We start from the raw sequence: 23,750 nt of genomic DNA, 5'->3' as shown, positions 1-23,750 counted from the left end.
CCGGCGGTCAGTGTCGTGGTCATCGCGCTCACCTCCGTGGGTGTGGTGCGTGGTGGTGGAAGGGGCCTGCGGGCGTCAACTGCCGAGCCCCGCGTCGTCGACGGCGGGTCGGCCCTCGCCCTTCAGCACCCGGTTGAGGATCGAGAGGTCGTAGATGCCCCGGAGGTCGGCCTTCTTCATCAGGCCCGTCTCGACGCCGTGTTCGGCCTCCTCCGCCAGCGTGGCCGCCAGCGGGTCGTCGGTGACGTCGATGTCGTCGAAGGAGGAGTCGAGTACGTCCTCGGGCAGCGGCTTGCCGGAGTCCCTCTCCAGGGCGGTGTTGATGTGCTTCTTCGCCTCGTCCGGGTGCTCGCGGATCCAGGCGTTGGCGCGCACCGAGCCGCGCACGACGGCCTCGACGGCCTCCGGGTGCTTCTTCAGGAACTCCTGCCGCACGACAAGGTTCGTGGTGACGAACTCGCCGTGCTTCCACAGCTTCTTCTCGTTCAGCAGGACCTTCCCGCCGCCGGCGACGATGGTGGACGCCGTGGGCTCGGGCACCCATGCCCCGTCGATGCCGCCCTGCCGGAAGGTCGTCGGGATCTCCTTGTTGTCCTGCCGGAGGACGGAGACGTCGCCCTTCCCGGTGTCCGGGCTGACCCGCAGGCCCTTCCCCGCGAGGAAGTCGAGAAGGGCGACGTCCTGCGTGTTGCCCAGCTGCGGTGTGGCGATCCGCTTGCCCTCCAGGTCCCCGAGCGAGCGGACCTTCTCCGGGTTCACCACGAGCGACGCCCCGCCCGAGGTGGCGCCCGCGACGATCCGGAGGCTCTTGCCGCCGGACCTGGTGAACCCGTTGACAGAGGGGGAGGGGCCGACCCAGGCCATGTCGACGGCCTTGGCGTTGAGCGCCTCGATGGCCGCCGGCCCCGCGTTGAAGACCTGCGTCGAGGCCTTCGTGCCGCCCAGCTCGCGCGGGATCTCACCGCCGTCCCGCAGCCCCACCAGCGCGGTCGCGTGGGTGACGTTGCCGAAGTAGCCGACCTTGACCTCGTCGAGGCCGCCGACTTTACTGCCGCCCGCGGCCGCCGGTCCGCCCCTGTCCTCGGGTGCCTTGGAGCCGTAGCCGCACGCCGTCGCCAGCACGGGCAGCGCGACCAGCGCGGGCAGCGCGACCAGCGCGGCGAGCGCGCAATGCCTTCGCCGCTGTGCCGGTCTGCGGACGGACATGGGGCGGGTCCTCTCGTAAGGCTGTCAGGCGTGGCAGGGCTGGTGCCTGCCGATGGCAGTTCGGTGCAGGTGATGCGGTGGCGGGCCGCCGGCTAGAAGTCCCAGCCGTCGTCCTCCGGTGTCCCTCCGGCCTCTGCCTGAGCGGTCTCCCGCACGGCGTCGGCGAAGGCGTTGCCGGCCATGCCGGCGGTGAGGGTCGAGCCGTCCGCGGGGTCGATCAGGACGAACGAGCCGGTGCGGCGCGAGTCGGTGTAGTCGTCGACGGGCAGCGGTTCGGACGTGCGCAGCACCACGCGTCCGATTTCGTTGGCGACGAGGCGCCCCGGGTCGGGGTGCTGGGAGAGGCCCTTCGTCCCGTCGGAATCCGTCAGTGCCAGCCGCGAGGGAATCTCCTTCACGATCGCCTTGACGGTGCGCGTGGTGTGCTTCAGCAGCACACGGGCACCGGGCGTCAGCGGCGTGTCATGAAGGTGGCAGACGGTCGCCGTCAAGTCCTGGCTGGGAGTGACCGTCGCGTCGGACGGCACGATCATGTCGCCGCGGGAGATGTCGAGATCGTCGGCGAGCAGCACCGTCACCGACTGCGGCGCCCAGGCGACGTCCACGGACCGGCCCAGCACGTCCAGGGCCTCGATGGTGCTGCTGAGTCCCGAGGGATACACCGTCACGCGCTGCCCGACGCGCAGCAGACCGGAGGCGATCTGGCCCGCGTAGCCGCGGTAGTCGGGATGTTCGGCGGTCTGCGGGCGGATGACGTACTGGACGGGGAAGCGGGCAGGGTCCTCGCCCGGATCGTCGGTGACGGCCACGGTCTCCAGGTGCTCCAGCACCGTCGGGCCGCCGTACCAGTCCATGTGGGCGGACGGGGTCACGACGTTGTCGCCGACGAGGGCGGAGACCGGGATGGCGGTGATCTCCGGAACACCGAGGGAGGCCGCGTAGCGGGTGAACTCCCCGGCGATGCCCGCGAAGACGTCCTCGTCGTAGCCGACGAGGTCCATCTTGTTGACCGCGAGGACGACGTGCGGGACGCGCAGCAGCGCCGCGACGGCGGCGTGCCGGCGGGTCTGCTCGACGACGCCGTTGCGGGCGTCGACGAGGACGACGGCCAGTTCGGCCGTCGAGGCGCCGGTGACCATGTTCCTCGTGTACTGCACGTGGCCCGGGGTGTCGGCGAGGATGAACCGCCGCCGCGGCGTGGCGAAGTAGCGGTAGGCGACGTCGATGGTGATGCCCTGCTCCCGCTCGGCGCGCAGACCGTCGGTCAGCAGCGCCAGGTCGGGGGTGTCCTGGCCGCGGTTGCGCGAGGCGGACTCCACCGCCTCCAACTGGTCGGCCAGCACGGACTTCGAGTCGTGCAGCAGCCGGCCCACCAGCGTCGACTTGCCGTCGTCGACGGAGCCGGCGGTCGCGAAGCGCAGCAGCGAGGTCGCCGACAGCGCCGCGTCGGCCGCGGCTTCCAGCGGGTCCTGGCCGGAGAAGGGGGTGGTCATGATCAGAAGTACCCCTCGCGCTTGCGGTCCTCCATGGCGGCCTCCGAGAGCTTGTCGTCCGCCCGTGTCGCGCCGCGCTCCGTCAGCCGGGACGCGGCGATCTCGGCGATGACCTTCTCGATGGAGTCGGCGTCGGAATCGACGGCACCCGTGCAGGACATGTCGCCCACCGTGCGGTAGCGCACCTTGCGCCGCTCCACCCGCTCGCCGTCGCCGGGGCCGCCCCACTCGCCGGGGGCCAGCCACATCCCGGCGCGGGAGAAGACCGTGCGCTCATGTGCGTAGTAGATGCCGGGGAGTTCGATGTTCTCGCGGGCGATGTACTGCCACACGTCCAGCTCGGTCCAGTTCGACAGCGGGAAGACGCGCACGTGCTCACCCGGCGCGTGACGCCCGTTGTAGAGCTGCCACAGCTCCGGGCGCTGACGCCGCGGGTCCCAGCCGCCGAACTCGTCGCGCAGGGAGAAGACACGTTCCTTCGCCCGCGCCTTCTCTTCGTCGCGCCGCCCGCCGCCGAAGACCGCGTCGAAGCGGTTGCCCTCGATGGCCTTCAGCAGGGGAACGGTCTGCAGCGGGTTGCGGGTGCCGTCCGGGCGCTCCTTCAACTCGCCGCGGTCGATGAACTCCTGCACCCGGGCCACGTGCAGCCGCAGCCCGTGCTGCGCCACCACACGGTCGCGGTACTCCAGCACCTCGGGGAAGTTGTGCCCCGTGTCCACGTGCAGCAGCGTGAACGGCACCGGCGCCGGGCGGAACGCCTTCAGCGCCAGATGCAGCATGACGATGGAGTCCTTGCCGCCGGAGAAGAGGATCACCGGGCGCTCGAACTCGCCCGCGACCTCACGGAAGATGTGCACACCCTCCGACTCCAGCGCGTCCAGGTGCGAGAGCGCGTACGGGTTCTCCCGCTCTTCCAGCGTCGTGACGGCCGTCCTCACAGCAGTCCCCTCTCACTCAGCAGCGCGCGCAGCGCCGCAGCGGATTCCTCCACGCCCTGCCGGTGTGCCTCGATCCGCAGATCCGGCTCCTCGGGGGCCTCGTACGGGTCGTCCACGCCCGTCAGCCCGGAGATCTCCCCCGAGGCCTGACGCGCATACAGTCCCTTCACGTCGCGCTGCGAGCACACCTCGACCGGAGTGGCGACGTGCACCTCCAAGTAGCCGGTGCCGGCGGCCTGATGACGCTTGCGCACCGCCTCCCGGCTGTCCGCGTACGGCGCGATGACCGGCACGAGGACGGTCACGCCGTGCGAGGCGAGCAGCTCCGCGACGAAACCGATGCGCTGCACGTTCAAGTCGCGGTCCTCGCGGGAGAAGCCGAGACCGGCGGAGAGGAAAGTACGGATCTCGTCCCCGTCGAGCACCTCCACGCGGCGGCCATTTGCGGCGAGTTGTTCCGCAAGCGCGGTCGCGATCGTCGTCTTGCCCGCGCTCGGCAGGCCGGTGAGCCAGACGGTGGCCCCGCTCTCCCGCCGCGTTGTCGCTGTCGTCATCTCCCGCTCCCTGTCACGGAGTTCACGCTCACAGATGGATCCCGCACTCGGTCTTGCCCTGACCCGACCAGCGTCCGGCGCGGGCGTCCTCGCCCTCAAGAACGCGCCGGGTGCACGGGGCGCAGCCCACCGAGGCGTAACCGTCGGAGAGCAGCGGGTTGGTGAGCACGCCGTGTTCGGCGATGTAGGCCTCGACATCGGCCTGATTCCAGCGGGCGATCGGCGAGATCTTGACCTTCTGCCGGCGCTCGTCCCAGCCGACGACGGGAGTGCCCGCCCGGGTGGGCGACTCGTCCCGGCGCAGGCCCGTCGCCCACGCGTCGTACTGGCGCAGACCCTCCTCGAGGGGCGCCACCTTCCGCATCGCGCAGCACAGATCGGGATTCCGGTCGTGCAGCTTCGGACCGTGCTCCGCGTCCTGCTCGGCAACGGTCCGCTGCGGCGTCAGCGTGATCACCTCGACGTCCATGACGGCGGCCACCGCGTCACGCGTGCCGAGCGTCTCGGGGAAGTGGTAGCCGGTGTCGAGGAAGACGACGCGGACGCCCGGTGCGACGCGGGAAGCGAGATGCGCCACCACCGCGTCCTCCATGGAGGAGGTGACGCAGAAGCGGTCGCCGAAGGTGTCCGTGGCCCAGCGCAGCACCTCCAGCGCCGGTGCGTCCTCCAGCTTCCGGCCCGCGTCCTCCGCGAGCCGCCGCAGCTCTGCCGCGGAGCGCCGTTGCGCGGCTGTGGTCATGGCGTGGCCCCTCCATCCTGAGTGCTGCCGTCCCGGTCTCCGTCCCGGCCCGTGCCGGTGCCGTTGCCGGCCGCTGCGCCCGCGGCGCCGCCTCCGCGCTGCAGGCCCCTGGCCAGCAGCCCGAGGAACGCGAGCCTGAACGCCCGGTTGCACGCGGCGCACTCCCAGGCCGCCCCCTTGCCGGCGGCCGCCCCGCCCGTCTCCTCGGAGGGGCGAAGGTCCTCGTCACCGCAGTACGGGCAGTAGAACGGCGCGGCCCGCTCGCTCACTGTGCCCCCCGCTCAGCCCTGGCGCGCTTTGACGCGTCGGCTTCCCTCGTCACTGCTCGCTCCTTCGTCGCTGCGCGGTTCCTCGGTCCAGCCGACGCCGCGCGCCCGGGCTCGCTCATTTGAGGGCACCCTCTTCCGCGCGCGCCGCCCACTGGGCGAAGCGCTCGCCGTCCTCGCGCTGCTCCTGGAAGTTGAGCAGCACGCGCTCGATGTAGTCGGGCAGTTCCGTGGCGGTGACCTTCAGGCCGCGGACCTTCCGGCCGAAGCCGGGCTCCATGCCGAGGGAGCCGCCCAGGTGGACCTGGTATCCCTCGACCTGCTCGCCGTCGGCGTCCGTGACGAGCTGGCCCTTCAGCCCGATGTCCGCGACCTGGATGCGGGCGCAGGAGTTGGGGCAGCCGTTGACGTTGATGGTGACCGGCTCGTCGAACTCGGGGAGGCGGCGCTCCAGTTCGTCGATGAGCGACGAGCCGCGTGCCTTCGTCTCGACGATGGCCAACTTGCAGAACTCGATGCCGGTGCAGGCCATGGTGCCGCGGCGGAAGACCGACGGGCGTGCCGTGAGGTCGAGCGCCTCCAGCGCCCGGGTCAGGGACTCCACCCGGTCCCCGGCCACATCGAGGACGATCATCTTCTGCTCGGCGGTGGTGCGGACGCGGCCCGAACCGTGCGACTCGGCGAGGTCCGCGATCTTGGTGAGCGTGCCGCCGTCGACGCGCCCCACGCGCGGCGCGAAGCCCACGTAGTAGTTGCCGTCGCGCTGTTCGTGCACGCCGATGTGGTCGCGCCACTGCTGGACGGGCGCCTCGGGTGCGGGTCCGTCCGCCATCCTGCGCAGCAGGTACTCGTCCTCCAGCACCTGACGGAACTTCTCCGCGCCCCAGTCGGCGACGAGGAACTTGATGCGGGCGCGGGTGCGCAGCCGCCGGTACCCGTAGTCGCGGAAGACCGAGACGATGCCCTCGTGCACGTCCGCGACGTCCTCGACCGGCACCCAGGCGCCGAGCCGTACGCCCAGCTTGGGGTTGGTCGACAGGCCGCCGCCGACCCACACGTCGAAGCCGGGGCCGAGTTCGGGGTGTTCGACGCCGACGAACGCGACGTCGTTGATCTCGTGCGCGACGTCGAGCAGCGGAGATCCGGACACCGCGGTCTTGAACTTCCGCGGCAGGTTCGAATACGCGGGGTTGCCGATGACCCGGCGGTGGATCTCGTCGATGGCGGGGGTGCCGTCGATGATCTCGTCGGCCGCGATGCCGGCGACGGGCGAGCCCATGATGACGCGCGGAGTGTCGCCGCAGGCCTCGGTGGTGGAGAGGCCGACGCCCTCCAGGCGGCGCCAGATCTCGGGCATGTCCTCGATGCGGATCCAGTGGAACTGGATGTTCTGCCGGTCGGTGATGTCGGCGGTGCCGCGTGCGAAGTCCTGCGAGATCTCGCCGATGGTGCGCAGCTGCCGGGTGGTCAACTGGCCGCCGTCGATGCGCACCCGGAGCATGAAGTACTCGTCGTCCAGCTCCTCCGGCTCCAGCACCGCGGTCTTGCCGCCGCTGATCCCGGGCCTGCGCTGGGTGTAGAGGCCCCACCAGCGCATGCGGCCGCGCAGGTCGGCGCCGTCGATCGAGTCGAACCCGCGGTGCGCGTAGATCGTCTCAATGCGTGTCCGCACATTGAGACCGTCGTCGTCCTTCTTCGTCTGCTCGTTGCCGTTGAGGGGAGTGAAGTGACCGGCGGCCCACTGCCCTTCGCCGCGGTGGCGTCCGGTCTTGCGGCGGCTCGGTGCGGAAGCGGGACGCTTGGAGGTCTCGGCCATGGCAGTTGTCCTTCGGGTCCTTCAGGTGTCCTTCGGGCGGGGCCCCGGGCAGGCCGGCCGGGCAGCCGGAGGCGGCCGGCCGTCGATGACGGGTACGGGTCACCGGGTGATTGCGCGCACGTCACACCTGGTCGGGTCCGTTCGTGCGGCAGGTTGCGCACGCGCGGAAGGCAGGGGGGACCGCGGCGACGGTTCAGCCGGAGGAGAGCGCACTTCCCCGGGGGCAGTCCGCCGGGGGTGCCCCCACGTGACGGTGAGGGCGGCTCGAGATCGGTGGTGCTGGGACTGTCAGCCCGCGCGACAGATGGCGCTGGACATGCGGCCGAAGTCGACGTGGCGTCGACTCACCAAGGCAATTCCAGCGCGAGACATGACGGAAGCGTCGCACGGCGCCGAACGGGCAGTCCACCAATATCCAGGATGTGGACAGTCCTGTCCCGAATAGCGGGACGATGCACTCTTGACAGTCAGCGGGACGACGCCCTCACTCCGCAGCCGGACGTTGCGCCGGCGGCCCGGAGACGCCAGGCGCGTCCCCCTTGTCCCCGGGTGTTTCCAGGGTCACGTCCTTCGCGTAGACGCCGAAGCCGCGCCGCCGGTAGTTGCGCAGCGCGTGCGGCCCGTCCTTGCTGCATGTGTGCAACCACACGCGGGAGGTCGGCGGCCGGCCCTCCCACCGGTCGCCCATGTCCCAGGCGCGGCGGGTGCCGAACGCGAGCAGCCGCCCTCCGATGCCCCGACCCCGGAAGGCGGGAAGAAGGCCGAAGTAGCTGATCTCCACCGTGGCGCCGGGGCGGGTGGCCCGCCCCGAGGTGTCCTCGGTCGCGCCGTCCAGCTCGATGTACCCGGCGGGAGTGCCCCGTTCCCAGGCCACCCAGGTCTCCACGCCCGGACGGTCCAGCCACCGGTGCCACTGCTCCCGCGTCCACGGCAGCCGGTCGACCCACTCCACGTCCGCGCCGACCTCGCTGTAGAGGAACCTGCTGAACGCGGCGGAGACCACCTCGGCCCGCACGATGCGCAGACCGGACGCCTCCTCCACGGGGGGTTCGCCCGTCAGATCCCCGGGAGCCGTCTGCTCCAGGAACCACGTGGTGACACTCCGCGTCGCGTTCTCGCTCAACGGTTCTCTCCGTACTCGCTCAAGGTGTGCTTCCCGCTCTGCGGACGCGCAGACCGCGCACCCGGTTGAGTGCCGCCGCCGTCTCGAAGCGGCGCGGCACGGCGAAGTCCTCGTCGCGCACGGCCAGCAGCGCGTCCGCGCCCCCGGCCGCCAGTTCGGCGTCGAGCAGGTCCAGGGCCTCCGCGAGTGTACGGGTGCCGTCCACATGCCCGCGTCGCACCATCAGGTCGAGTGCGAGGCCGATTCCCGCCACCTGACGGGCGTCCGCGATCTGCTCCACCGAGCGCAGATCCACCTCGTACTCCCCGAACGTCAGCGCGTCCTCGCCGCGCGAGCGCACGCGCCTGCGCCCCCGCGCCTCGGACTCCAGCGACGCGGGGTCGGGGCTGCGGTGCACCACTGCCGGGAAGCTCTCGGCCTCGGCGTGCCGTCCCGTCGGTACGGACGCGACCTCCCGCGCCCGTTCCGTCACGTCGGAGGGGCGGTAGGCGTCCAGCATCAGCACCAGGTCGGCGACTTCCAGATAGTCGCCGGAACCGCCCATGACCAGCACCGTCGAGACGCCGTGGTCGCGGTGGAGGGAGCGCACGGAGTCCACCAGCGGCGTCAGCGGCTCGCGTTCCTTGGCCACGAGGGCCTGCATGCGGGCGTCACGGATCATCAGGTTGGTCGCCGCCGTGTCCTCGTCGATGAGCAGCACCCGCGCCCCCGCCTCGACTGCCTCGCACAGCGACGCGGCCTGTGAGGTGGAGCCGGAGGCGTTGTCCGTCGAGAAGTCGGTGGTGTCGGAGCCGTCCGGAAGATGGCCGACGAACGCGTGCACGTCCACCCTCTCCACCCGGCGGCCGTCCTCCGCACGCAACTTCACCGTCTCAGGGCGTGAGACGACGAGTTCGCGCCCGTCGCCGGGCACGTGGTCCCAGATGCCCGTCTCCAGAGCGCGCAGCAGCGTCGACTTGCCGTGGAAGCCGCCGCCCACGATCAGGCTCACGCCCTCGCGCAGCCCCATTCCCGTGACCTCGCCCCCGTTCGGCAGCGCGACCGTGACCCGCAGCCCCTCCGGCGAGGAGAACGGCACGACGCCCTCGCCGCGGGCCGGACGGTCGTCCACGCCGCTGCCCCGCGGCAGCACAGCCCCGTCCGCGACGAACGCGACCAGACCGAGTCCGGGCAGCGCCTCGCGCAGGGCGTCGGAGTCCTCGACCGTCTCTACGAACTCCTCCACCGCCTCCGCGTCCAGCGACGCGTAACGCAGCGCACGTTCGGCGATGTCGGGCACGGCCCGGCACAGCAGACGCTGCGCGGTACGGGCATCGATGCGCCGGCCCTTGCCGGGCAGGGCGAGACCGAACCGGAGCGTGACCGCGCCGTCGTCCGCCGAGACCTGGCACGAACCCCGGTCGAGCACTTCCTGGCCGCCCGCGTCGATCCGCAACGCACGCTCTCCACCCGCGACTTGGGCCGCACGGCGGGCGATGAAAGACGCGAGGGCGCGGCGGCGGACGGGCGTGCTCCACAGCGCGGACGGAAATCCGGCACGCTCCGCGGGCACCCGCACGGCCACACGCGCCGGCGGAGCGAACGGGTCGGACTGGCCGCGCACGAGCCGCAGCGTCTCCCCGGTCGCCTCCGCGCCCGGCATCTTCCACGTCCCGACGAGACCCTTGTACCGGCCGTACGAAGCGCCCTCCAGGCCCGCGAGTTGCTGCTCCAGGCCGCCGCGCGGAGCGCCGTGTGCGTGCGGCGGTCCGTCCTCGCGCGGTTCCCCGCCGCCGGCACCTCCGTCGCCGCGGTCGCGCCGGGCGTGCGGTCCGTGCCCGTCGCGCCGTGCGTACGGTCCGCCGCGGCCGCTGCGTGCTCCGCGGTGCGCCCGGTGGCCGCCGGGGCCGCGGCCCTGCTCACGTGGCACTGCGCCCTCCCTCTCCGCCGGAGACTGTCTGCGTCCGGACGATACATACCGGACGCGGCAGGCACCGGCGCCGGGGACCGGCTCACCCCGGCCGGGCGGGCCACCGGCACGCACCGCGCCCGGCACGACCCCGCCGCTGCCCGCATCCCGCCCGTGTGCGCGATGCCGCGTTGACAGGGTCACGGGCTGCTGCTGGACTCCAGCGCGAAGCCGTGCGCCGGGGCGGGGCCCCGGTGGCGCTGTCCTGTAGCCGCACCCGAACCGGAACCCGCACACCCGCACTCGCACCTGCACCCGAACCGTGAGGTCCGCATGACCGCGCCAGTCCCCGCCGCCGACGACGCCGCCGTCCCCGTCGCCGTGCTCGGCGAATGCGTCGCCGACGCGTTCGTCCGGCCCCCGGCCACGGATACCGGAACCCCGGCCGTCGGACTGGACGTGCTCCCCGGCGGCGGGCCCGCCAACACCGCCGTCGCACTGGCGCGGCTCGGCACCCCCACCCGCTTCCTCGGCCGCATCTCCGGGGACGTCTTCGGGCGGCTCTTCCGCGACCATCTGGGCCGCTCGGGCGTCGACTTGAGCCGCACTCTCACCGCGCGCGAACCCAGCACCCTCGCCGTCGCCGACGTCGACGAGGAGGGCCGCGCCGACTACTCCTTCCACGCGGAGAACACCGCCGACTTCCAGTGGACGCCGCGAGAACTGACCACCGCCTCCGACGGGCCGCTCTCCTGCCTGCACACCGGTTCGCTGGCGCTCGTCCGGCCGCCCGGCGGCGAGGCGATCGAGGCCCTGCTGACGGACGTCCGGGAGCGGGCGACGGTGTCGGTCGATCCCAACATCCGCCCGCTGCTGGTCGATCCGGGTGTCTACCGCGGCGCCCTGCCGCGCTGGTGCGCCGCCGCCGACATCCTCCGCCTCTCCGACGACGACCTGGCGCATCTCGCGCCCGAGGGCACCACCCCGGAACAGGCCGCCGACACCTTCCATGCGGACGGCGCCCGTCTCGTCGTCGTCACGCTCGGCGCCGACGGCGTCTTCGCCTCCCTCGACGGCGAGCGGCTGCACGTGCCCGCGCCGTCGGTGGACGTCGTCGACTCGGTCGGCGCGGGCGACTCCTTCATGGCGGGCTTCCTCCACTCCCTCCACGGCGCCGGCGCACTGGGCGGCCGCCTGGACACCCTCACGGCCGAACACCTCGCCGCCGCCCTGGACTTCGGAACCCGCGTGGCCGCCGCGGTGTGTGCGGTGCGGGGGGCGAATCCGCCGTGGGCGGGGGAGTTGCAGTGAGCCGGCTGGGTCAGTCCGCGTAGCGGGGCAGGTCCCGGGTCGAGATCGTCCAGTCGGCGATCGTGACGTCCTCGCCGTACACGAAGTCCTTCCTCGTCGCGTAACGAGGTCCGTGAGCGGTGGGGTGGATGTCCGAGAACACGGCGCCCTCTCCGCCACGTGGGTCGAAGACGGCGTAGACAGGGATGCCCAGCAGCGGGTAGTCGCGCATCTTGCCCGTCCAGTCGTTGTCCGGGTTCGAGCGGGACACGACCCACGCTAGCGGGGCGTGCTGCCCGTGCGCAGGTGGCGATCACTGCAGGTCGGCAACAGTCCGGGTCCGGGCGACGGGCGCAATCCGTCTCCGTTCGCAAACGGGGCGCGCGGCAGCGGACGCGCCCCGTACCGCACGGACGGGGTGGCCCCGGCATCGCGCGCCGGGACCACCCCGTCCGTGAAGCTCCGTGCGGCTACTGAGCGCCCAGGAGGGACTTCACCGGCTCGATGGCGAAGTAGACGGTGAAGAGCAGCGCGCTTCCCCACAGCAGCCAGTGGACCTCGCGGGCCTTGCCCGTGCACGCCTTGATGACCACGTACGCGATGAAGCCGGCGCCGATGCCGTTGGTGATGGAGTACGTGAACGGCATGACCGCGATGGTCAGGAAGGCGGGGATGGCGAGCTCGTAGCGGTCCCAGTCGATGTGCTTGACCTGCGTCATCATCAGGAACCCGACGACGACGAGCGCAGGGGCCGCGGCCTGGAGGGGCACGAGGGTCAGGACGGGGGTGAGGAAGAGTGCGAGAGTGAACAGGCCGCCCGTGATGACGCTGGCGAAGCCGGTACGGGCACCTTCCCCGACGCCGGCCGCGGATTCGATGTAGGTGGTGGCGGACGAGGCCGACGACGCGCCGCCCGCGACGGCGGCGGCACTGTCGATGAGCAGCACACGGCCCACGTTGGGGACCTGGCCGCGCTCGTCGAGGAGCCCCGCTTCGGCGGTGACGCCGACGACGGTGCCCATCGTGTCGAAGAAGTCGGTCAGGATCAGCGCGAAGACCAGCAGGACGACGGTCAGGATGCCGACCTGGCCGAAGGCGCCGGCGACGTCGAAGGCGCCGATGAGCCCGAAGTCGGGGAGGGCGACGGGGTTGCCGGGAAGCGAGGGAGAGGTCACGCCCCAGTTCTTCACGTCGGCGAACTCGTTGACGGCGATGGCGACGGCCGTCATCAGGAGGATGCTGATGAGGATCGCGCCCTTGATCTTGCGGGAGACGAGAACGATCGTCAGGAGCACGCCGAGGCAGAAGACGAGCATGGGCCAGCCGGTGAGGGTGCCGTTGCCGAGCTGCACGGGAACGGTGGTCTTCGCGGCGTCCGGGATACGGGTGACGAAACCGGCGTCCACGAAGCCGATGAAGGCGATGAACAGGCCGATGCCGACGCTGATGGCCTGCTTGAGAGGTTGCGGGATGGCGTGCATGACGGCCTCGCGCAGCCCTGTCACCACCAGCACGCAGATCAGCAGGCCCTCGATCACGATGAGGCCCATCGCGTCTTCCCAGCGCATGAGGGGAGCGATCTGGTGGGCGACGATGACGTTGAGGCCCAGTCCCGTGGCGAGGGCGAGCGGCAGATTGCCCCCCACGCCCATGATCAGAGTCATCACTCCGGCCACCAGGGCCGTGGCGGTGGCCAGTTGGGCGCCGTCCAGCTGCTGGCCGAACTTGTCCTCGGCGCTGCCGAGGATGATCGGGTTGAGCACGAGGATGTAGGCCATCGTGAAGAACGTGGCGAAACCGCCGCGTATCTCCCGTGCGAACGTCGAGCCGCGTTCGCTTATGCGGAAGAACCGGTCGAGGGGGCCGCCGGCTGTGGACTGCGGCGCAGCGGGCGTTCTTGTCGTGCTCGTCTGCATGTCTGCGTCTCCTGGACCAACAGGTATGAGGGGGAGCCGGGAGCGTGCGACGGTCAGTTGCCCCACCCCCGTGCGGTGCCTTGCCGAGCGGATCATACGCGGCCGGGAGAATTTCACAATTGTTGTGCCGCATCCGAGGTTTAAAGCAGCGAACGCCTCTCGTGGGTTCCTACAGAATCACCCCGGAACTATCTCCCAAAAAGGGATGCAGGGACTGCGGCCCATGGAGTCGCGGTGTGTAACCCCCTACTCTCTCCCCGTGCATCCACCGATCTCCTTCAACGCGCGCGCCGCCCGAACCATGCGCGAGAGACTGGGGATGGCCCCTGGCCACGTCGCTTACGGCATGCGCGCCTCGTACGGCATGAGTCACGTCAGCCCCGATCACGTCACCGCATGGGAACGCGGCGACGCCCTGCCCACCGCGAACGAGGTGACGGCCCTGGCGGGCGCCCTGTGGTGCCACCCCGGTGAACTGATGGGCCGCCCCCGTACGTTGCTCGAGCACCGGCTCGCCCGCGGCATGTCCGCCGAGGACGTCGCCCGGCTCATAGGCCTGGACCTCGACACCTACCGGCGCATGGAAGAGACGGGCCGGTGGACGGGCGACAAGCGGCAGACCGCCAACCTCGGCAGCGTCCTGAAGCTCCCGCCACGCGACTTCATAGCGGTCACCGGCCATGAGGAAGAACTCGCGCGCCTCCTCACCGAAGCCGTCTCGACCCGCTGGCAGGCGCACGTGCGTGCCATCGCCAAGCTGGTCGCCATCGACCGCCGCGAGCTGCAAGGCCCCCTGCGGGACATGCAGCAGGAGTACCAGGCGCTCATGGCGGCCACCCTGGGCTGGGCCAGCACCAACGCCACCGGTGAGGAGGGGCGGCGCTATCTCGAGCACATCGTCGAGCACTTCTGGGAGCGCCTGCCCGAGTACTGACACAGCCGCCCCCGGGGTTTCCCCTTCACCGCGCGGCGCCGGCTGTCCGCCGGCGGGAGGCCCGGCACCGGCCCGACAGGCCTACGGGACCTCCGGCCGCGCCCGGTCGGCGATCGCGGCCAGGTCCAGGGTGTGCGGCAGTGTGCCGAAGGCCGCCCCCCAGTCCCCGCCCAGACGCGAGGCGCAGAACGCGTCGGCCACCGCCGCGGGCGCGTACCGCACCAGCAGCGAACCCTGAAGGACCTGCGCCATGCGCTCCACGAGGCGACGGGCGCGGGCCTCGATGCCTTCCAGGTCCGACAGTTCGGTCAGCAGGTCCTTCATCGCCGCGTCCAGCCGGTGGTCCGCGCCGCGCGCGTGTCCGGTCTCGACGAGGAAGGCGTTCAGTGCCTCCGGCGAGCGCTGCAGAGCACGCAGCAGGTCCAGCGCCTGCACGTTGCCCGAGCCTTCCCAGATCGAGTTGAGCGGCGACTCACGCAGGAGCCTGGGCATCCCGGACTCCTCCACGTAGCCGTTGCCGCCGAGGCACTCCAGCGCCTCGCCCGCCAGGGGTGTCGCCCGCTTGGTCACCCAGTACTTGGCCGCCGGAAGGGCCAGCCGCAGCAGTTGACGCTCCTGTTCGGCGTTCTCACCGCCGCCGTGCGCGGCGTCGAACGCCGACGCGAGCCGCATCGTGAGCACCGTCGCCGCCTCCGACTCCAGCGCCAGGTCCGCCAGCACGTTCTGCATCAGGGGCTTGTCCGCCAGCAGGCCGCCGAACGCGCTGCGGTGCGCCGCATGGTGGGAGGCCTGCGCGACGGCCTGACGCATCAGCGAGGCCGAGCCCGTCACACAGTCCAGACGGGTCGCGGCGACCATCTCGATGATCGTGGCCACGCCGCGGCCCACTTCGCCCACGCGCCTCGCCCACGTCGTCCCGTCGAACTCGACCTCGCTGGAGGCGTTCGAGCGGTTGCCGAGCTTGTCCTTCAGACGCTGGATGCGGAAGGTGTTGCGGGAGCCGTCGGGCAGCACGCGCGGCACCAGGAAGCACGTCAGCCCCTCCTCGCCGCCGTCTGCGCCGCCCTCACCCGTGACCTGCGCCAGCACGAGGAAGACGTCCGACATCGGCGCCGAGCAGAACCACTTGTGGCCCCTCAGCGTGTACTCGCCGCTGCGGGCGCCCTCACCGGTCAGCGGCACGGCGACCGTCGTGTTCGCCCGTACGTCGCTGCCGCCCTGCTTCTCGGTCATGCCCATCCCGGCGATCGCCCCGGCCTTCGCCCGCGCCGGGCGCTCCAGCCCCGGCTCGTAGACGTGCGAGGCGAGCAGCGGCTCCCACTCGGCCGCCACCTCGGGCTCCCTGCGCAGCGCCGGCACCGCCGCGTGCGTCATCGAGACCGGGCAGCCGTGGCCCGCCTCGACCTGGCTCCACACGAAGAAGCCCGCAGTGCGGCGCAGTTGACCGTCCGGCCGGGACCAGGCGTCGGTGAGTCCCGCACCGACGGCGCGGTCCATCAGCCGGTGCCAGGCGGGGTGGAAGTCCACCTCGTCGATGCGGTTGCCGTAGCGGTCGTGCGTGCGCAGCACCGGCGGCACCTCGTTGGCCTGCCTGCCCCACTCCTGGGCCTCGGCGGAACCGGCGCCGAGGCCGAGCTCGCTCAGTTCGGCACGCACCGCTTCGGAATGCTCCGGCGATACGTGCCGGTCGACCGCCTCGGTGAGGGCGGGGTCCGCCGCGAAGATGTCGTAGCCGACAAGGGGCGGCGGCTGATTGGTCACGGTGTGAGTCGAGGCTGGCATGGCAGATATGTTAAGGAGGTGCAGCCAGCCGACGAAACCCCAGCGCGCCAGGGCGGACGCTTCCGCAGGGCGCGCGTCATCTACCGGAACGTTCCCAAGCGCAGGGTGACGTGGCTGTTGCTCAAGGACACCGTGAACTCGTGCATCGAGTACCGGGTGCTCGGTCTCGCCGCGGAGGCGGCGTTCTTCACGCTGATCTCCATCCCGCCCCTCATGCTGGGCCTCATCGGAATGCTGGGCTATCTGGACGCCTGGATCGGCACCGACACCATCGCGTCCATCAGGCAGAACTTCCTGGACGCCTCCGCCGCGGTGCTCTCCGACCGGGGAGTGCGGGAGCTGGCCCGCCCCCTCATCGACGACGTCATCCGCGGCGGGCGGCCCGACGTGATCTCGCTGGGGTTCGCGCTGGCGCTGTGGTCCGGGTCGCGTGCCGTGAACGTCTTCATCGACACCATCACCGTGATGTACGGCCTGGACGGGCAGCGCGGCATCGTCAAGACCCGGCTGCTGGCCTTCCTGCTCTACCTCGTGGCTCTGCTCGTGGGCGCGGTGGTGCTGCCGCTGATGGTGGCGGGGCCGGACGCGGTGCTGCGGCTGGTGCCGCAGGCGCAGTGGGCGGTGTCCGTCTTCTACTGGCCGACGGTGCTGCTGCTGTCCGTGGCCTTCCTCACGACGCTCTACCACGTGTCCGTGCCGGTGCGTTCGCCGTGGCGGGAGGACATTCCCGGCGCGTTCGTGGCGCTGGGGATGTGGGTGCTCGGCAGTTTCCTGCTGCGTCTCTACATCAGCAACACCGTCGAAGGGCCCACGATCTACGGGTCGCTGGCGGCTCCCGTCGCCGTGCTGCTGTGGATCGGCGTCTCCGCGTTCGCCGTTCTGGTGGGTGCGGCCGTCAACGCCGCGATCGACCACGTGTGGCCGTCGGTGGCGACCGCCACGGCCCGGCGCATGAACGAGCGGGCACGTGAGGAGGCCGCCGCGGAGGTCGTCGCGGCGGCGGCCGCGCGGCGCGCGATGCGCACCGCCGAGAGCACCGGCGGCGACGACGAGATGAACGCGCCCGCGGAATTCCCCGAGCGATGGACGAAGTTCCTCCCGCACGCCGACTTCAGGGCCCGGCTGCGCTCGCGCCGCCGCCGCTGAACCGCCCGAGCGGGCGCTGCTCCCCGGCAGGCGCCGCTCCCGCGGGGCACGGGTGTCCGAGGGGTGTCCGACGGGTGTACGGGCGTCGCCGCCGCGGAGGACTTGCCGAAAAGGGCGCAGACCCGGAGCCGCGCGGTCCGTTCGAGGACGTCGAGGCCGTTCGAGGACGTCGGGGCCGCGGAGAAAACCGTTCGCGATGCGGTGCACCCCTGGCTAAGCTCGCCCGCGAGTGACGAACGGTCCGTGCGAGACGGGCAGTTCGTGAAGCCGCGAGTGAGCAGGAGGTGAGGACCGATGGCCGTCGTCGTGGCGGGCGCTGCCCGCATCCCGAAGTCCGTTGACTCCACCTCCGTGGTCGCCGGCTGACATTCGGCGCCGCCGTCCCGCACGCCGCCCGAGCCGTATCGGGTCCGTGGCGGAGGCGCGCACAGCCGGAGCCACCCTTCGCGAAGGGTCACTCCCGTGAACTCTCTCAACGGTTCAGATCTCCACGGCTCCCTCAACTCCCCGCACTCGCCGGGGTCACAGAGCTCGCCGGATTCCCCGGGCCCGCTCGGCCCGTCCGGATCCACGGCGTCCTCACTTTCCGTTCCGGGCCCGCCCCCGCACCCGCTGCGGCGCTACGGCTGGGACAGCCGCGTCGCCGACGCCTTCGCCCCCTACGAGGACGAGGGCCTGCTTCCCGCGCGCGTCGTCCGCGTCGACCGCGGCCGGTGCGACGTCGTCACCGCCGAAGGCATCGTGCGCGCCGGGACAGGCCCCGTCGCGACCGGCGATCCGACCCGCGCCGTGTGCACCGGCGACTGGGCCGCGCTGAGCCCGGCCGCCGCCGCGGACGCGTCCGGCTCCGGGGCAGGAGCGGGCGCCGTGCCGGAGGTGCGGGCGGTGCTGCCGCGACGCACCGCCTTCGTACGCTCGACTGCCACCAACCGCTCCGAGGGCCAGGTCCTCGCCGCCAACGTCGACGTCGCCCTCATCGCGGTGTCGCTCGCCGAGGAACTCGAACTGGCGCGCATCGAGCGGTTCGTCGCTCTCGCCTGGACGAGCGGCGCCCGGCCGCTGGTCGTCCTCACCAAGGCCGACCTCGTCGGCGGCCGGGACACGCTCGCCCAACTCGCCGCGGACGTCGAGGCGGCGGCGCCCGGCGTCGAGGTGCTGTGCGTGAGCGCCGCTGGCGGCGACGGGCTCGACGCGCTGGCCGCGGTCCTCGGCGGCGGCACGTGCGTGCTGCTGGGCCGCTCCGGTGCGGGCAAGTCCACACTGGCCAACGCGCTGCTGGGGGAGGAGGTGCAGGACGTACGGGCGATCCGCGACAGCGACGGCAAGGGCAGGCACACCACGACGACCCGCGATCTGCTGCCGCTGCCCGGGCCCGCCGGCGGCGTGCTCATCGACACGCCGGGGCTGCGCGGCGTCGGCCTGTGGGACGCGGAGGCCGGCGTCGGCAGCACCTTCTCCGAGATCGAAGCGCTCGCCGAGGAGTGCCGCTTCCACGACTGCGGGCACGCGTCCGAGCCCGGATGCGCGGTCCTCGCCGCCGTCGACGACGGCACGCTGCCGCAGCGCCGGCTGGAGAGCTATCGCAAGCTGCTCCGCGAGAACGCCCGACTCGCCGCCCGCACGGATGCGCGACTGCGGGCCGAGCAGAAGCGGCGGTTCAAGGAGATGTCGGCGATCGGACGGCACAACGCGGAACGCAAACGCGGACCGCGTCGGAAGCCCTGACGAAGCCCGGGGTCAGGACGAGCGGCAGGGCGGGGGCCGGGCGGTTGCCGGTGCTGTGACCGGGAAGGTTCGCCGGGAAGCTCGCGGCGTCCGGCGCACGAGGCCTCACCCGCGAAAGCGAGGGGGCGCATCGCAAGGCGAGGATCGTCCTCATGAGGATCGTCCTCATACTGGGGCGGGACTGGGGCCCCGATACTGAGGTTCCCCGTGCCGAGGGCCCGGGGTCACCCCTGCGAAGCGAGGGGCGGGAGGATTCGGGCGAGACCGACGACGCTGAAGGCACCGCCCGGCGAAGCCAGGGGGAGAGGTGCCGTGCCGGGCGTCGCGAGCCGGTGAACCTTTCCGGTCCGGTCACGGCACCAGCGTTCGCCGGTGCTCCGCCCGCCCCGCCGGTGCCGTCACCGGCGGGACACCGACGAAGGGCTGCCGTTGACCGCGTTCGGACCCCGCGAGTTCCAGCTCGTACTGCTGCGCCGCATGGCCGACTTCCAGCAGGACCTCGTTCTGGAGGCCCTGTCCCGACTGGGCTCCGGGCGGGCCGAGATGAGGGAGGCCAACCGGCGCTGGCAGGCGATGCTGCACGCACAGCGCGGGCGGCGCAGCGCGGCCGGCCGCTACCGCTCCGTGCTGGGCCCGCCCGAACGGGCCGAGCGTCGCGCACTCGGCGACCTCGACTGCGAGGTGCTGACCTGGCCGGTGCCGCTCTGGCCGGACCTGCGCTTCGAAGTGCTGACGGTGCCGGGCGGCGGCGTCAACACGGAGTGGCTGGTGCGCGCCGCCGGGGCGGCGGCTCCCGCTCTCCGCACGGTCGAGGATCTGCGTCCCTGGTCCTGCACCGTCGAGGAGGTCGCGCGCGCGTTCGCCCCGGCGCAGCCGCTGGAGGGGTCGGCACCGACGCGCTGGCGGCTCGGCTTCGCCGCGCCGGACGGGGCGGGGGAGAGGTACGACGTGATCGCGGAGTTCTCGTGGGGGCTGCTCCAGCGGCTGCCGCGGATGGAGCGGACGGAGCGCACGGAGCGGCCGGAGCAGGGGTGAAGTGCGGGACGGGACCGCCTCGCGGCTCGCCGCACGGGCTGCGGTCCGGCGAGAAGGCCCGACGGCTGTTCCACCGAGCAGGCCGGTCCGCTCCGGCGGAGGAGACTCTGTCCACCGGCCCCGGGAAAACGGCGTGCCGTGACCGTCCGCGAGGGCTTAGGCTGAACGCATGACCTGGCGACATTGAGCCTCATCCGGAGTCTCCGCGACAACTGCGGCGAAGGCAGCACCCGCCGCCGCAGTGACCGGGCTTGCCCGGCGGCTCTGTGCCTATGCGTTCCTCGAAGACCTCATCCTGCTCTACCCGGTCTATGCGCTGCTGTTCGCCGGACACGGGCTGTCCGCCGCCGAGATCTCCACGCTGTTCATCATCTGGTCGTGCGTCACGTTCGTCGTGGAGATCCCTTCCGGCCTGTGGGCCGACCTCTTCTCCCGCCGCCTGCTGCTGACCCTCTCCCCGCTCGTCACGGGGGCGGGCTACGCGCTGTGGACGTGGCTGCCCTCCTATCCGGCGTTCGCCGCGGGATTCGTGCTGTGGGGCGTGGGCAGTTCGCTGTGCTCCGGGACCCTTCAGGCCCTGGTGTACGAGGAGTTGGAGCGCTGGGGGAGGGCGGGCTCGTACGCCCGGCTCATGGGCCGCTCCCAAGCGCTGGGCACCACCGCGGTGATGGCCGCGACCGCGCTGGCAGGGCCCGTGCTGCATCTCGGCGGCTACGCGGCGGTGGGAGCGGCGAGCGTCGCGGTCTGCGTGCTGGGTGCTCTCGTCGGCCGGTCCTTCCCCGAGTCGCGTGGCGGGCGCGACCAGGCGCGGACGCCGGACGGTTCCGTGCCCCGGGACGCTTCCCGGGCCGGCTGCCCCGCCGGGGCCGCCGGCCCCGACGGACCGGACGGACCGGGCGGACCGGGCGGGTCCACCGCGTCCCCCGCGTCCCCCGCGTCCCCCGCGTCCGACGGGTGGGACGAGCCCGACGAGCCCGACGAGTCCGGGTTCCTCACGGTGCTCCGCGCGGGACTCGGGGAGCTGCGGGGGTCGCGACCCGCCCGTAACGCCGTGCTGCTGACCTCTGCGGTTACCGGTGCGCTGATGATCGACGAGTATGTGCCGCTGCTGATCGGGTCCATGGACGTCGGCGTCTCGACCGTGCCGCTGCTGATCTTGCTGGTGACGGTTGGCGTGGCCGTGGGCGGCTGGTGCGCCGGGCGAGGTGCCCGCCTGCTCGGTCCGGCGCTGGCGGTGGGGGCCCTCGCGCTGGCGGCGGGTGCGCTGACCGGTCCCGCGGGTGCGGGGCTGCTCGCGCTCGCCTTCGGCGTCTTCCAGTGGGCGACGGTCACGTGTGACGCGATGCTCCAGGGCCGTCTCTCCGACCGGGCCCGGGCCACGGTCAGTTCCGTCGCCGGTTTCGGTGCGGAGGTCGTCTCGGTGCTGCTGTGCGCGGGTTACGCACTCGGCTCGCAGCTGTGGGCCCACAGCACGCTCTTCGTGCTCGCGGCGGTGCCGTATGTGCTGATCGCGCTCGTTCTGCTGTGGAACGGAAGCGGACGCAGACGCGGAAGCGGAAGCGGAAGCGGGCGTGAGCGTGGCCGTGAGCGCGGTGCGGGAACGGAGCGTTGACGAGGCGCGCAGGGCAGGGCTCCAGGCTCGGGCCGTGGTGTCCGATTTCCGCGAGTGAACTCTTCTGAGCAGGCGCACACTGGGCACCGTGATGACGGATGAGAGCAGGTACGAAGCGGTACGCAGCCGGGACGCCCGCTTCGACGGGGTGTTCTTCCTCGGAGTGCGCACCACCGGCATCTACTGCCGTCCGAGCTGCCCCGCGGTGACGCCGAAGCGGGAGAACGTGCGCTACTACCCTTCCGCGGCGGCCGCGCAGCGCGCAGGCTTCCGCGCCTGCCGGCGCTGCCGCCCGGACGCCTCTCCCGGTTCGCCCGAGTGGAACGTGCGGGCAGACCTCGTGGGGCGTGCGATGCGCATGATCGCCGACGGCGTCGTCGACCGGGAGGGCGTCGAGGGCCTCGCCGCCCGCCTCGGGTACAGCGCCAGGCAGGTGCAGCGTCAGCTCACCGCCGAACTCGGCGCCGGGCCGGTCGCGCTCGCACGCGCGCAACGCGCGCACACCGCCCGCGTGTTGCTGCAGACGACGCCGCTGCCCGTGACAGAGGTCGCCTTCGCCGCGGGCTTCGCGAGCGTGCGGCAGTTCAACGAGACGATGCGCGAGATCTACGCCCGTACCCCCAGCGCACTGCGTGAGGCGGCGGCGCGCGGCGGTCACGGCCGGCTCACCCGGCATGCCCGCGGGGCGGACGGTCCCGTGCCCGGCGGCGTGCCGCTGCGCCTCGCGCACCGCGGGCCGTACGCGTACGGGCAGGTCTTCGGCTTCCTCCAGCGCCGTGCGATCCCCGGCATGGAGGAGGTGACGGGCGAGCCCGGTGCGCGCACCTACCGGCGCACGCTGCGGCTGCCGTACGGAAGCGGAATCGCGGAGGTCGACGAGCTGCCCGCCGGAGCGGGCGGCACGAACAGGGCCCTCGGTACGGAGCGGTCCGGCGGCTGGCTCGACTGCCGCCTCCACCTGACTGACCTGCGGGACCTGACGACCGCCGTGCAGCGCGTCCGGCAGTTGTTCGACCTGGACGCCGACCCGTACGCCGTCTCCGAACGGCTCGCCGCGGACGAGGCGTTGCGCCCGGTCGTCCAGGCCGAACCCGGTCTGCGCTCCCCCGGGGCCGCCGACCCGCACGAACTCGCGGTACGGGCGGTACTCGGGCAGCAGATCACCGTCGCCGCGGCGCGCACGCTCGCGGGGCGTCTCGTCGCCGCGTACGGCAAACCCCTCGCGGTGCCCGACGGCGGCCTCACACACCTCTTCCCCGAGGCCGGCGCGCTCGCCTCGGCGCCCCTCGGCGAACTCGGAATGCCGGACAGCCGGCGGGCCACGCTGCGGGCCGTTGCGGAAGCGGTCGCCGACGGGACCGTCGCCCTCGGCCCCGGAGCGGACCGCGACGAGGCGGAGCGGGCGCTTCTCGCCCTGCGTGGCGTCGGTCCGTGGACAGCGGGCTACGTGCGCATGCGCGCACTCGGTGACCCGGACGTCTTCCTCGGCGCGGATGTGGGCGTGCGGCACGGCCTGGCCCGCAGCGGCACCGACGCGGGGCGGTCGGAGTCGTGGCGGCCCTGGCGCTCGTACGCGCTGCATCACCTGTGGCGGGTCGCCTCGGACGGCGGACCGGAAGCGCGGGACGGACGGGACGGGCGCGAGGGACGGGTCGGGCGCGAGGGACGGGTCGGGCGCGAGAGCCGGAAGGCGTAGGCAGCGGGACTTGCGGAGGGACCGGACGGCGGGACGGGGCCGCACGGGCCGAAGGGCCCTCGTGGTCACGGCGTCACCGGGAGGTCCGGTGGGGGCGCCCGTCCGTCAGACGCCGATGAGGCCCCAGCTGTGCACCCAGTGCGGATGCACACGGATCAACTCGTTGCTCATGCCCGGCGCCAGGTCGTGCGGGCCGACGAGCAGCTCCGCCTCCCCGCGGATCTCCACGCCCCGCACCGTCCACGGGTCGATGCTCACCAGGTCGTCCACGACCAGTGCCAGGCGCGGGTTGGAGTGGAGGTTGCGCCAGCGCTTGGTCTCGGCGAGGGCCAGGCCGCCGGAGAGGATCGTGCCGTCGTCCTGGAGGAAGAAGCCGACAGGGTTGACCTGCGGCTGGCCCGAGGGATCGACAGTGGCCATCCGGCACAGCCGCTGACTCGCGAGATAGGCGCGTTCGGCCTTGTTGAGGCCGCGTTGGCGGGTGGTAGCGCTCATGCCGGAAGGCTCACACGCGCCGGGCCGCCGCGCATCGGGCGCCGGTCCGATCAGGGGTGCGGCCTTCGGCCTGCGCCGCCGGACGCGGGGCGGCCC

The 23,750-nt window shown here is 72.3% G+C and carries 19 protein-coding genes and 1 pseudogene; 7 read left to right on the top strand and 13 right to left on the bottom strand.

The window, feature by feature from the left end:
* Window positions 1-75: 75 nt before the first annotated feature.
* The 9 genes from H180DRAFT_RS18720 to H180DRAFT_RS18680 all read right to left on the bottom strand — a co-directional run bounded on the left by H180DRAFT_RS18720 (window position 76) and on the right by H180DRAFT_RS18680 (window position 10,044).
* The gene (locus H180DRAFT_RS18720; RefSeq protein WP_055487228.1) at window positions 76-1,206 is read right to left on the bottom strand and encodes an aliphatic sulfonate ABC transporter substrate-binding protein; all 1,131 of its coding nucleotides are present in this window, start codon (window positions 1,204-1,206) and stop codon (window positions 76-78) included.
* A 92-nt stretch (window positions 1,207-1,298) separates the two neighbouring features.
* Window positions 1,299-2,699 carry a sulfate adenylyltransferase subunit 1 gene (locus tag H180DRAFT_RS18715; RefSeq protein WP_055487227.1) on the bottom strand — a complete coding sequence of 467 codons (1,401 nt, stop codon included), beginning with the start codon at window positions 2,697-2,699 and terminating at the stop codon, window positions 1,299-1,301.
* A 2-nt stretch (window positions 2,700-2,701) separates the two neighbouring features.
* On the bottom strand, window positions 2,702-3,637 hold the full coding sequence (cysD, locus tag H180DRAFT_RS18710; RefSeq protein WP_055487226.1) for a sulfate adenylyltransferase subunit CysD: 936 nt from the start codon (window positions 3,635-3,637) through the stop codon (window positions 2,702-2,704).
* Entirely contained in the window at window positions 3,634-4,191 is a 558-nt protein-coding gene (cysC, locus tag H180DRAFT_RS18705; RefSeq protein ID WP_055487225.1) for an adenylyl-sulfate kinase, read from the bottom strand. The genes cysD and cysC overlap by 4 nt, the downstream gene beginning before the upstream one ends.
* Window positions 4,192-4,219: 28 nt before the next feature.
* Window positions 4,220-4,930, bottom strand: coding sequence for a phosphoadenylyl-sulfate reductase (locus H180DRAFT_RS18700; RefSeq protein ID WP_055487224.1), 711 nt, complete (start codon window positions 4,928-4,930; stop codon window positions 4,220-4,222).
* Window positions 4,927-5,199 carry a hypothetical protein gene (locus tag H180DRAFT_RS18695; protein ID WP_055487223.1) on the bottom strand — a complete coding sequence of 91 codons (273 nt, stop codon included), beginning with the start codon at window positions 5,197-5,199 and terminating at the stop codon, window positions 4,927-4,929. Before H180DRAFT_RS18695 ends, H180DRAFT_RS18700 begins: the two co-directional genes overlap by 4 nt.
* 115 nt (window positions 5,200-5,314) lie before the next feature.
* Complete coding sequence (locus H180DRAFT_RS18690; protein WP_055487222.1) at window positions 5,315-7,012, bottom strand: nitrite/sulfite reductase; 1,698 nt, start codon at window positions 7,010-7,012, stop codon at window positions 5,315-5,317.
* A gap of 484 nt (window positions 7,013-7,496) precedes the next feature.
* Window positions 7,497-8,135 carry a GNAT family N-acetyltransferase gene (locus tag H180DRAFT_RS18685; protein WP_055487221.1) on the bottom strand — a complete coding sequence of 213 codons (639 nt, stop codon included), beginning with the start codon at window positions 8,133-8,135 and terminating at the stop codon, window positions 7,497-7,499.
* A gap of 19 nt (window positions 8,136-8,154) precedes the next feature.
* Window positions 8,155-10,044 (bottom strand): ABC-ATPase domain-containing protein, encoded by a 1,890-nt coding sequence (locus H180DRAFT_RS18680; RefSeq protein ID WP_079100219.1) that lies wholly within the window; start codon window positions 10,042-10,044, stop codon window positions 8,155-8,157.
* A 312-nt stretch (window positions 10,045-10,356) separates the two neighbouring features.
* On the opposite strand from H180DRAFT_RS18680, the gene H180DRAFT_RS18675 reads away from it, so the two are divergent.
* Entirely contained in the window at window positions 10,357-11,334 is a 978-nt protein-coding gene (locus tag H180DRAFT_RS18675) for a carbohydrate kinase family protein (RefSeq protein WP_055487220.1), read from the top strand.
* A gap of 10 nt (window positions 11,335-11,344) precedes the next feature.
* On the opposite strand, the pseudogene H180DRAFT_RS18670 reads toward H180DRAFT_RS18675, so the two are convergent.
* Window positions 11,345-11,587 (bottom strand): annotated as a pseudogene (locus tag H180DRAFT_RS18670) (Uma2 family endonuclease); the annotation flags it as partial.
* 196 nt (window positions 11,588-11,783) lie between these two features.
* Window positions 11,784-13,229 carry an NCS2 family permease gene (locus H180DRAFT_RS18665; RefSeq protein WP_055487219.1) on the bottom strand — a complete coding sequence of 482 codons (1,446 nt, stop codon included), beginning with the start codon at window positions 13,227-13,229 and terminating at the stop codon, window positions 11,784-11,786.
* Window positions 13,230-13,488: 259 nt separating this feature from the next.
* Between H180DRAFT_RS18665 and H180DRAFT_RS18660 the strand changes: the two genes are divergently transcribed.
* Window positions 13,489-14,163 carry a helix-turn-helix domain-containing protein gene (locus tag H180DRAFT_RS18660; RefSeq protein WP_254666077.1) on the top strand — a complete coding sequence of 225 codons (675 nt, stop codon included), beginning with the start codon at window positions 13,489-13,491 and terminating at the stop codon, window positions 14,161-14,163.
* 81 nt (window positions 14,164-14,244) lie between these two features.
* Here H180DRAFT_RS18660 and H180DRAFT_RS18655 read toward each other — a convergent pair whose 3' ends face one another.
* Window positions 14,245-15,945: an acyl-CoA dehydrogenase family protein gene (locus H180DRAFT_RS18655; RefSeq protein WP_055487218.1), complete on the bottom strand. Its 1,701-nt coding sequence runs from the start codon at window positions 15,943-15,945 to the stop codon at window positions 14,245-14,247.
* A gap of 18 nt (window positions 15,946-15,963) precedes the next feature.
* Between H180DRAFT_RS18655 and H180DRAFT_RS18650 the strand changes: the two genes are divergently transcribed.
* The 5 genes from H180DRAFT_RS18650 to H180DRAFT_RS18630 all read left to right on the top strand — a co-directional run bounded on the left by H180DRAFT_RS18650 (window position 15,964) and on the right by H180DRAFT_RS18630 (window position 23,159).
* Window positions 15,964-17,091, top strand: a complete 1,128-nt coding sequence (locus H180DRAFT_RS18650; protein ID WP_055487217.1) for a YihY/virulence factor BrkB family protein — start codon at window positions 15,964-15,966, stop codon at window positions 17,089-17,091.
* Window positions 17,092-17,703: 612 nt separating this feature from the next.
* Window positions 17,704-18,816, top strand: coding sequence for a ribosome small subunit-dependent GTPase A (rsgA, locus tag H180DRAFT_RS18645; protein ID WP_055487263.1), 1,113 nt, complete (start codon window positions 17,704-17,706; stop codon window positions 18,814-18,816).
* Window positions 18,817-19,293: 477 nt separating this feature from the next.
* Window positions 19,294-19,851 carry a hypothetical protein gene (locus tag H180DRAFT_RS18640; protein WP_254666079.1) on the top strand — a complete coding sequence of 186 codons (558 nt, stop codon included), beginning with the start codon at window positions 19,294-19,296 and terminating at the stop codon, window positions 19,849-19,851.
* A 241-nt stretch (window positions 19,852-20,092) separates the two neighbouring features.
* Complete coding sequence (locus H180DRAFT_RS18635) at window positions 20,093-21,463, top strand: MFS transporter (RefSeq protein WP_055487216.1); 1,371 nt, start codon at window positions 20,093-20,095, stop codon at window positions 21,461-21,463.
* Between the two features lie 91 nt (window positions 21,464-21,554).
* Window positions 21,555-23,159: a DNA-3-methyladenine glycosylase 2 family protein gene (locus tag H180DRAFT_RS18630; RefSeq protein WP_079100218.1), complete on the top strand. Its 1,605-nt coding sequence runs from the start codon at window positions 21,555-21,557 to the stop codon at window positions 23,157-23,159.
* A gap of 105 nt (window positions 23,160-23,264) precedes the next feature.
* Here H180DRAFT_RS18630 and H180DRAFT_RS18625 read toward each other — a convergent pair whose 3' ends face one another.
* Window positions 23,265-23,654 (bottom strand): PPOX class F420-dependent oxidoreductase, encoded by a 390-nt coding sequence (locus H180DRAFT_RS18625; protein WP_055487215.1) that lies wholly within the window; start codon window positions 23,652-23,654, stop codon window positions 23,265-23,267.
* Between the last annotated feature and the right edge of the window lie 96 nt (window positions 23,655-23,750).

Source organism: Streptomyces sp. WMMB 322, from assembly GCF_900090145.1.
GTDB lineage: Bacteria > Actinomycetota > Actinomycetes > Streptomycetales > Streptomycetaceae > Streptomyces.
Note: the sequence above shows the minus strand (reverse complement) of the source record. Positions and strands in the feature narration are given on the sequence as shown.

What these genes read in the sequence shown, in the direction of transcription:
- H180DRAFT_RS18720 (WP_055487228.1), bottom strand. Translation starts at nt 1,206, where the DNA reads ATGTCCGTCCGCAGACCGGCACAGCGGCGAAGGCATTGCGCGCTCGCC.
- H180DRAFT_RS18715 (WP_055487227.1), bottom strand. Translation starts at nt 2,699, where the DNA reads ATGACCACCCCCTTCTCCGGCCAGGACCCGCTGGAAGCCGCGGCCGAC.
- cysC (WP_055487225.1), bottom strand. Translation starts at nt 4,191, where the DNA reads ATGACGACAGCGACAACGCGGCGGGAGAGCGGGGCCACCGTCTGGCTC.
- H180DRAFT_RS18700 (WP_055487224.1), bottom strand. Translation starts at nt 4,930, where the DNA reads ATGACCACAGCCGCGCAACGGCGCTCCGCGGCAGAGCTGCGGCGGCTC.
- H180DRAFT_RS18690 (WP_055487222.1), bottom strand. Translation starts at nt 7,012, where the DNA reads ATGGCCGAGACCTCCAAGCGTCCCGCTTCCGCACCGAGCCGCCGCAAG.
- H180DRAFT_RS18675 (WP_055487220.1), top strand. Translation starts at nt 10,357, where the DNA reads ATGACCGCGCCAGTCCCCGCCGCCGACGACGCCGCCGTCCCCGTCGCC.
- H180DRAFT_RS18665 (WP_055487219.1), bottom strand. Translation starts at nt 13,229, where the DNA reads ATGCAGACGAGCACGACAAGAACGCCCGCTGCGCCGCAGTCCACAGCC.
- H180DRAFT_RS18655 (WP_055487218.1), bottom strand. Translation starts at nt 15,945, where the DNA reads ATGCCAGCCTCGACTCACACCGTGACCAATCAGCCGCCGCCCCTTGTC.
- H180DRAFT_RS18640 (WP_254666079.1), top strand. Translation starts at nt 19,294, where the DNA reads ATGGCCGACTTCCAGCAGGACCTCGTTCTGGAGGCCCTGTCCCGACTG.
- H180DRAFT_RS18630 (WP_079100218.1), top strand. Translation starts at nt 21,555, where the DNA reads ATGACGGATGAGAGCAGGTACGAAGCGGTACGCAGCCGGGACGCCCGC.
- H180DRAFT_RS18625 (WP_055487215.1), bottom strand. Translation starts at nt 23,654, where the DNA reads ATGAGCGCTACCACCCGCCAACGCGGCCTCAACAAGGCCGAACGCGCC.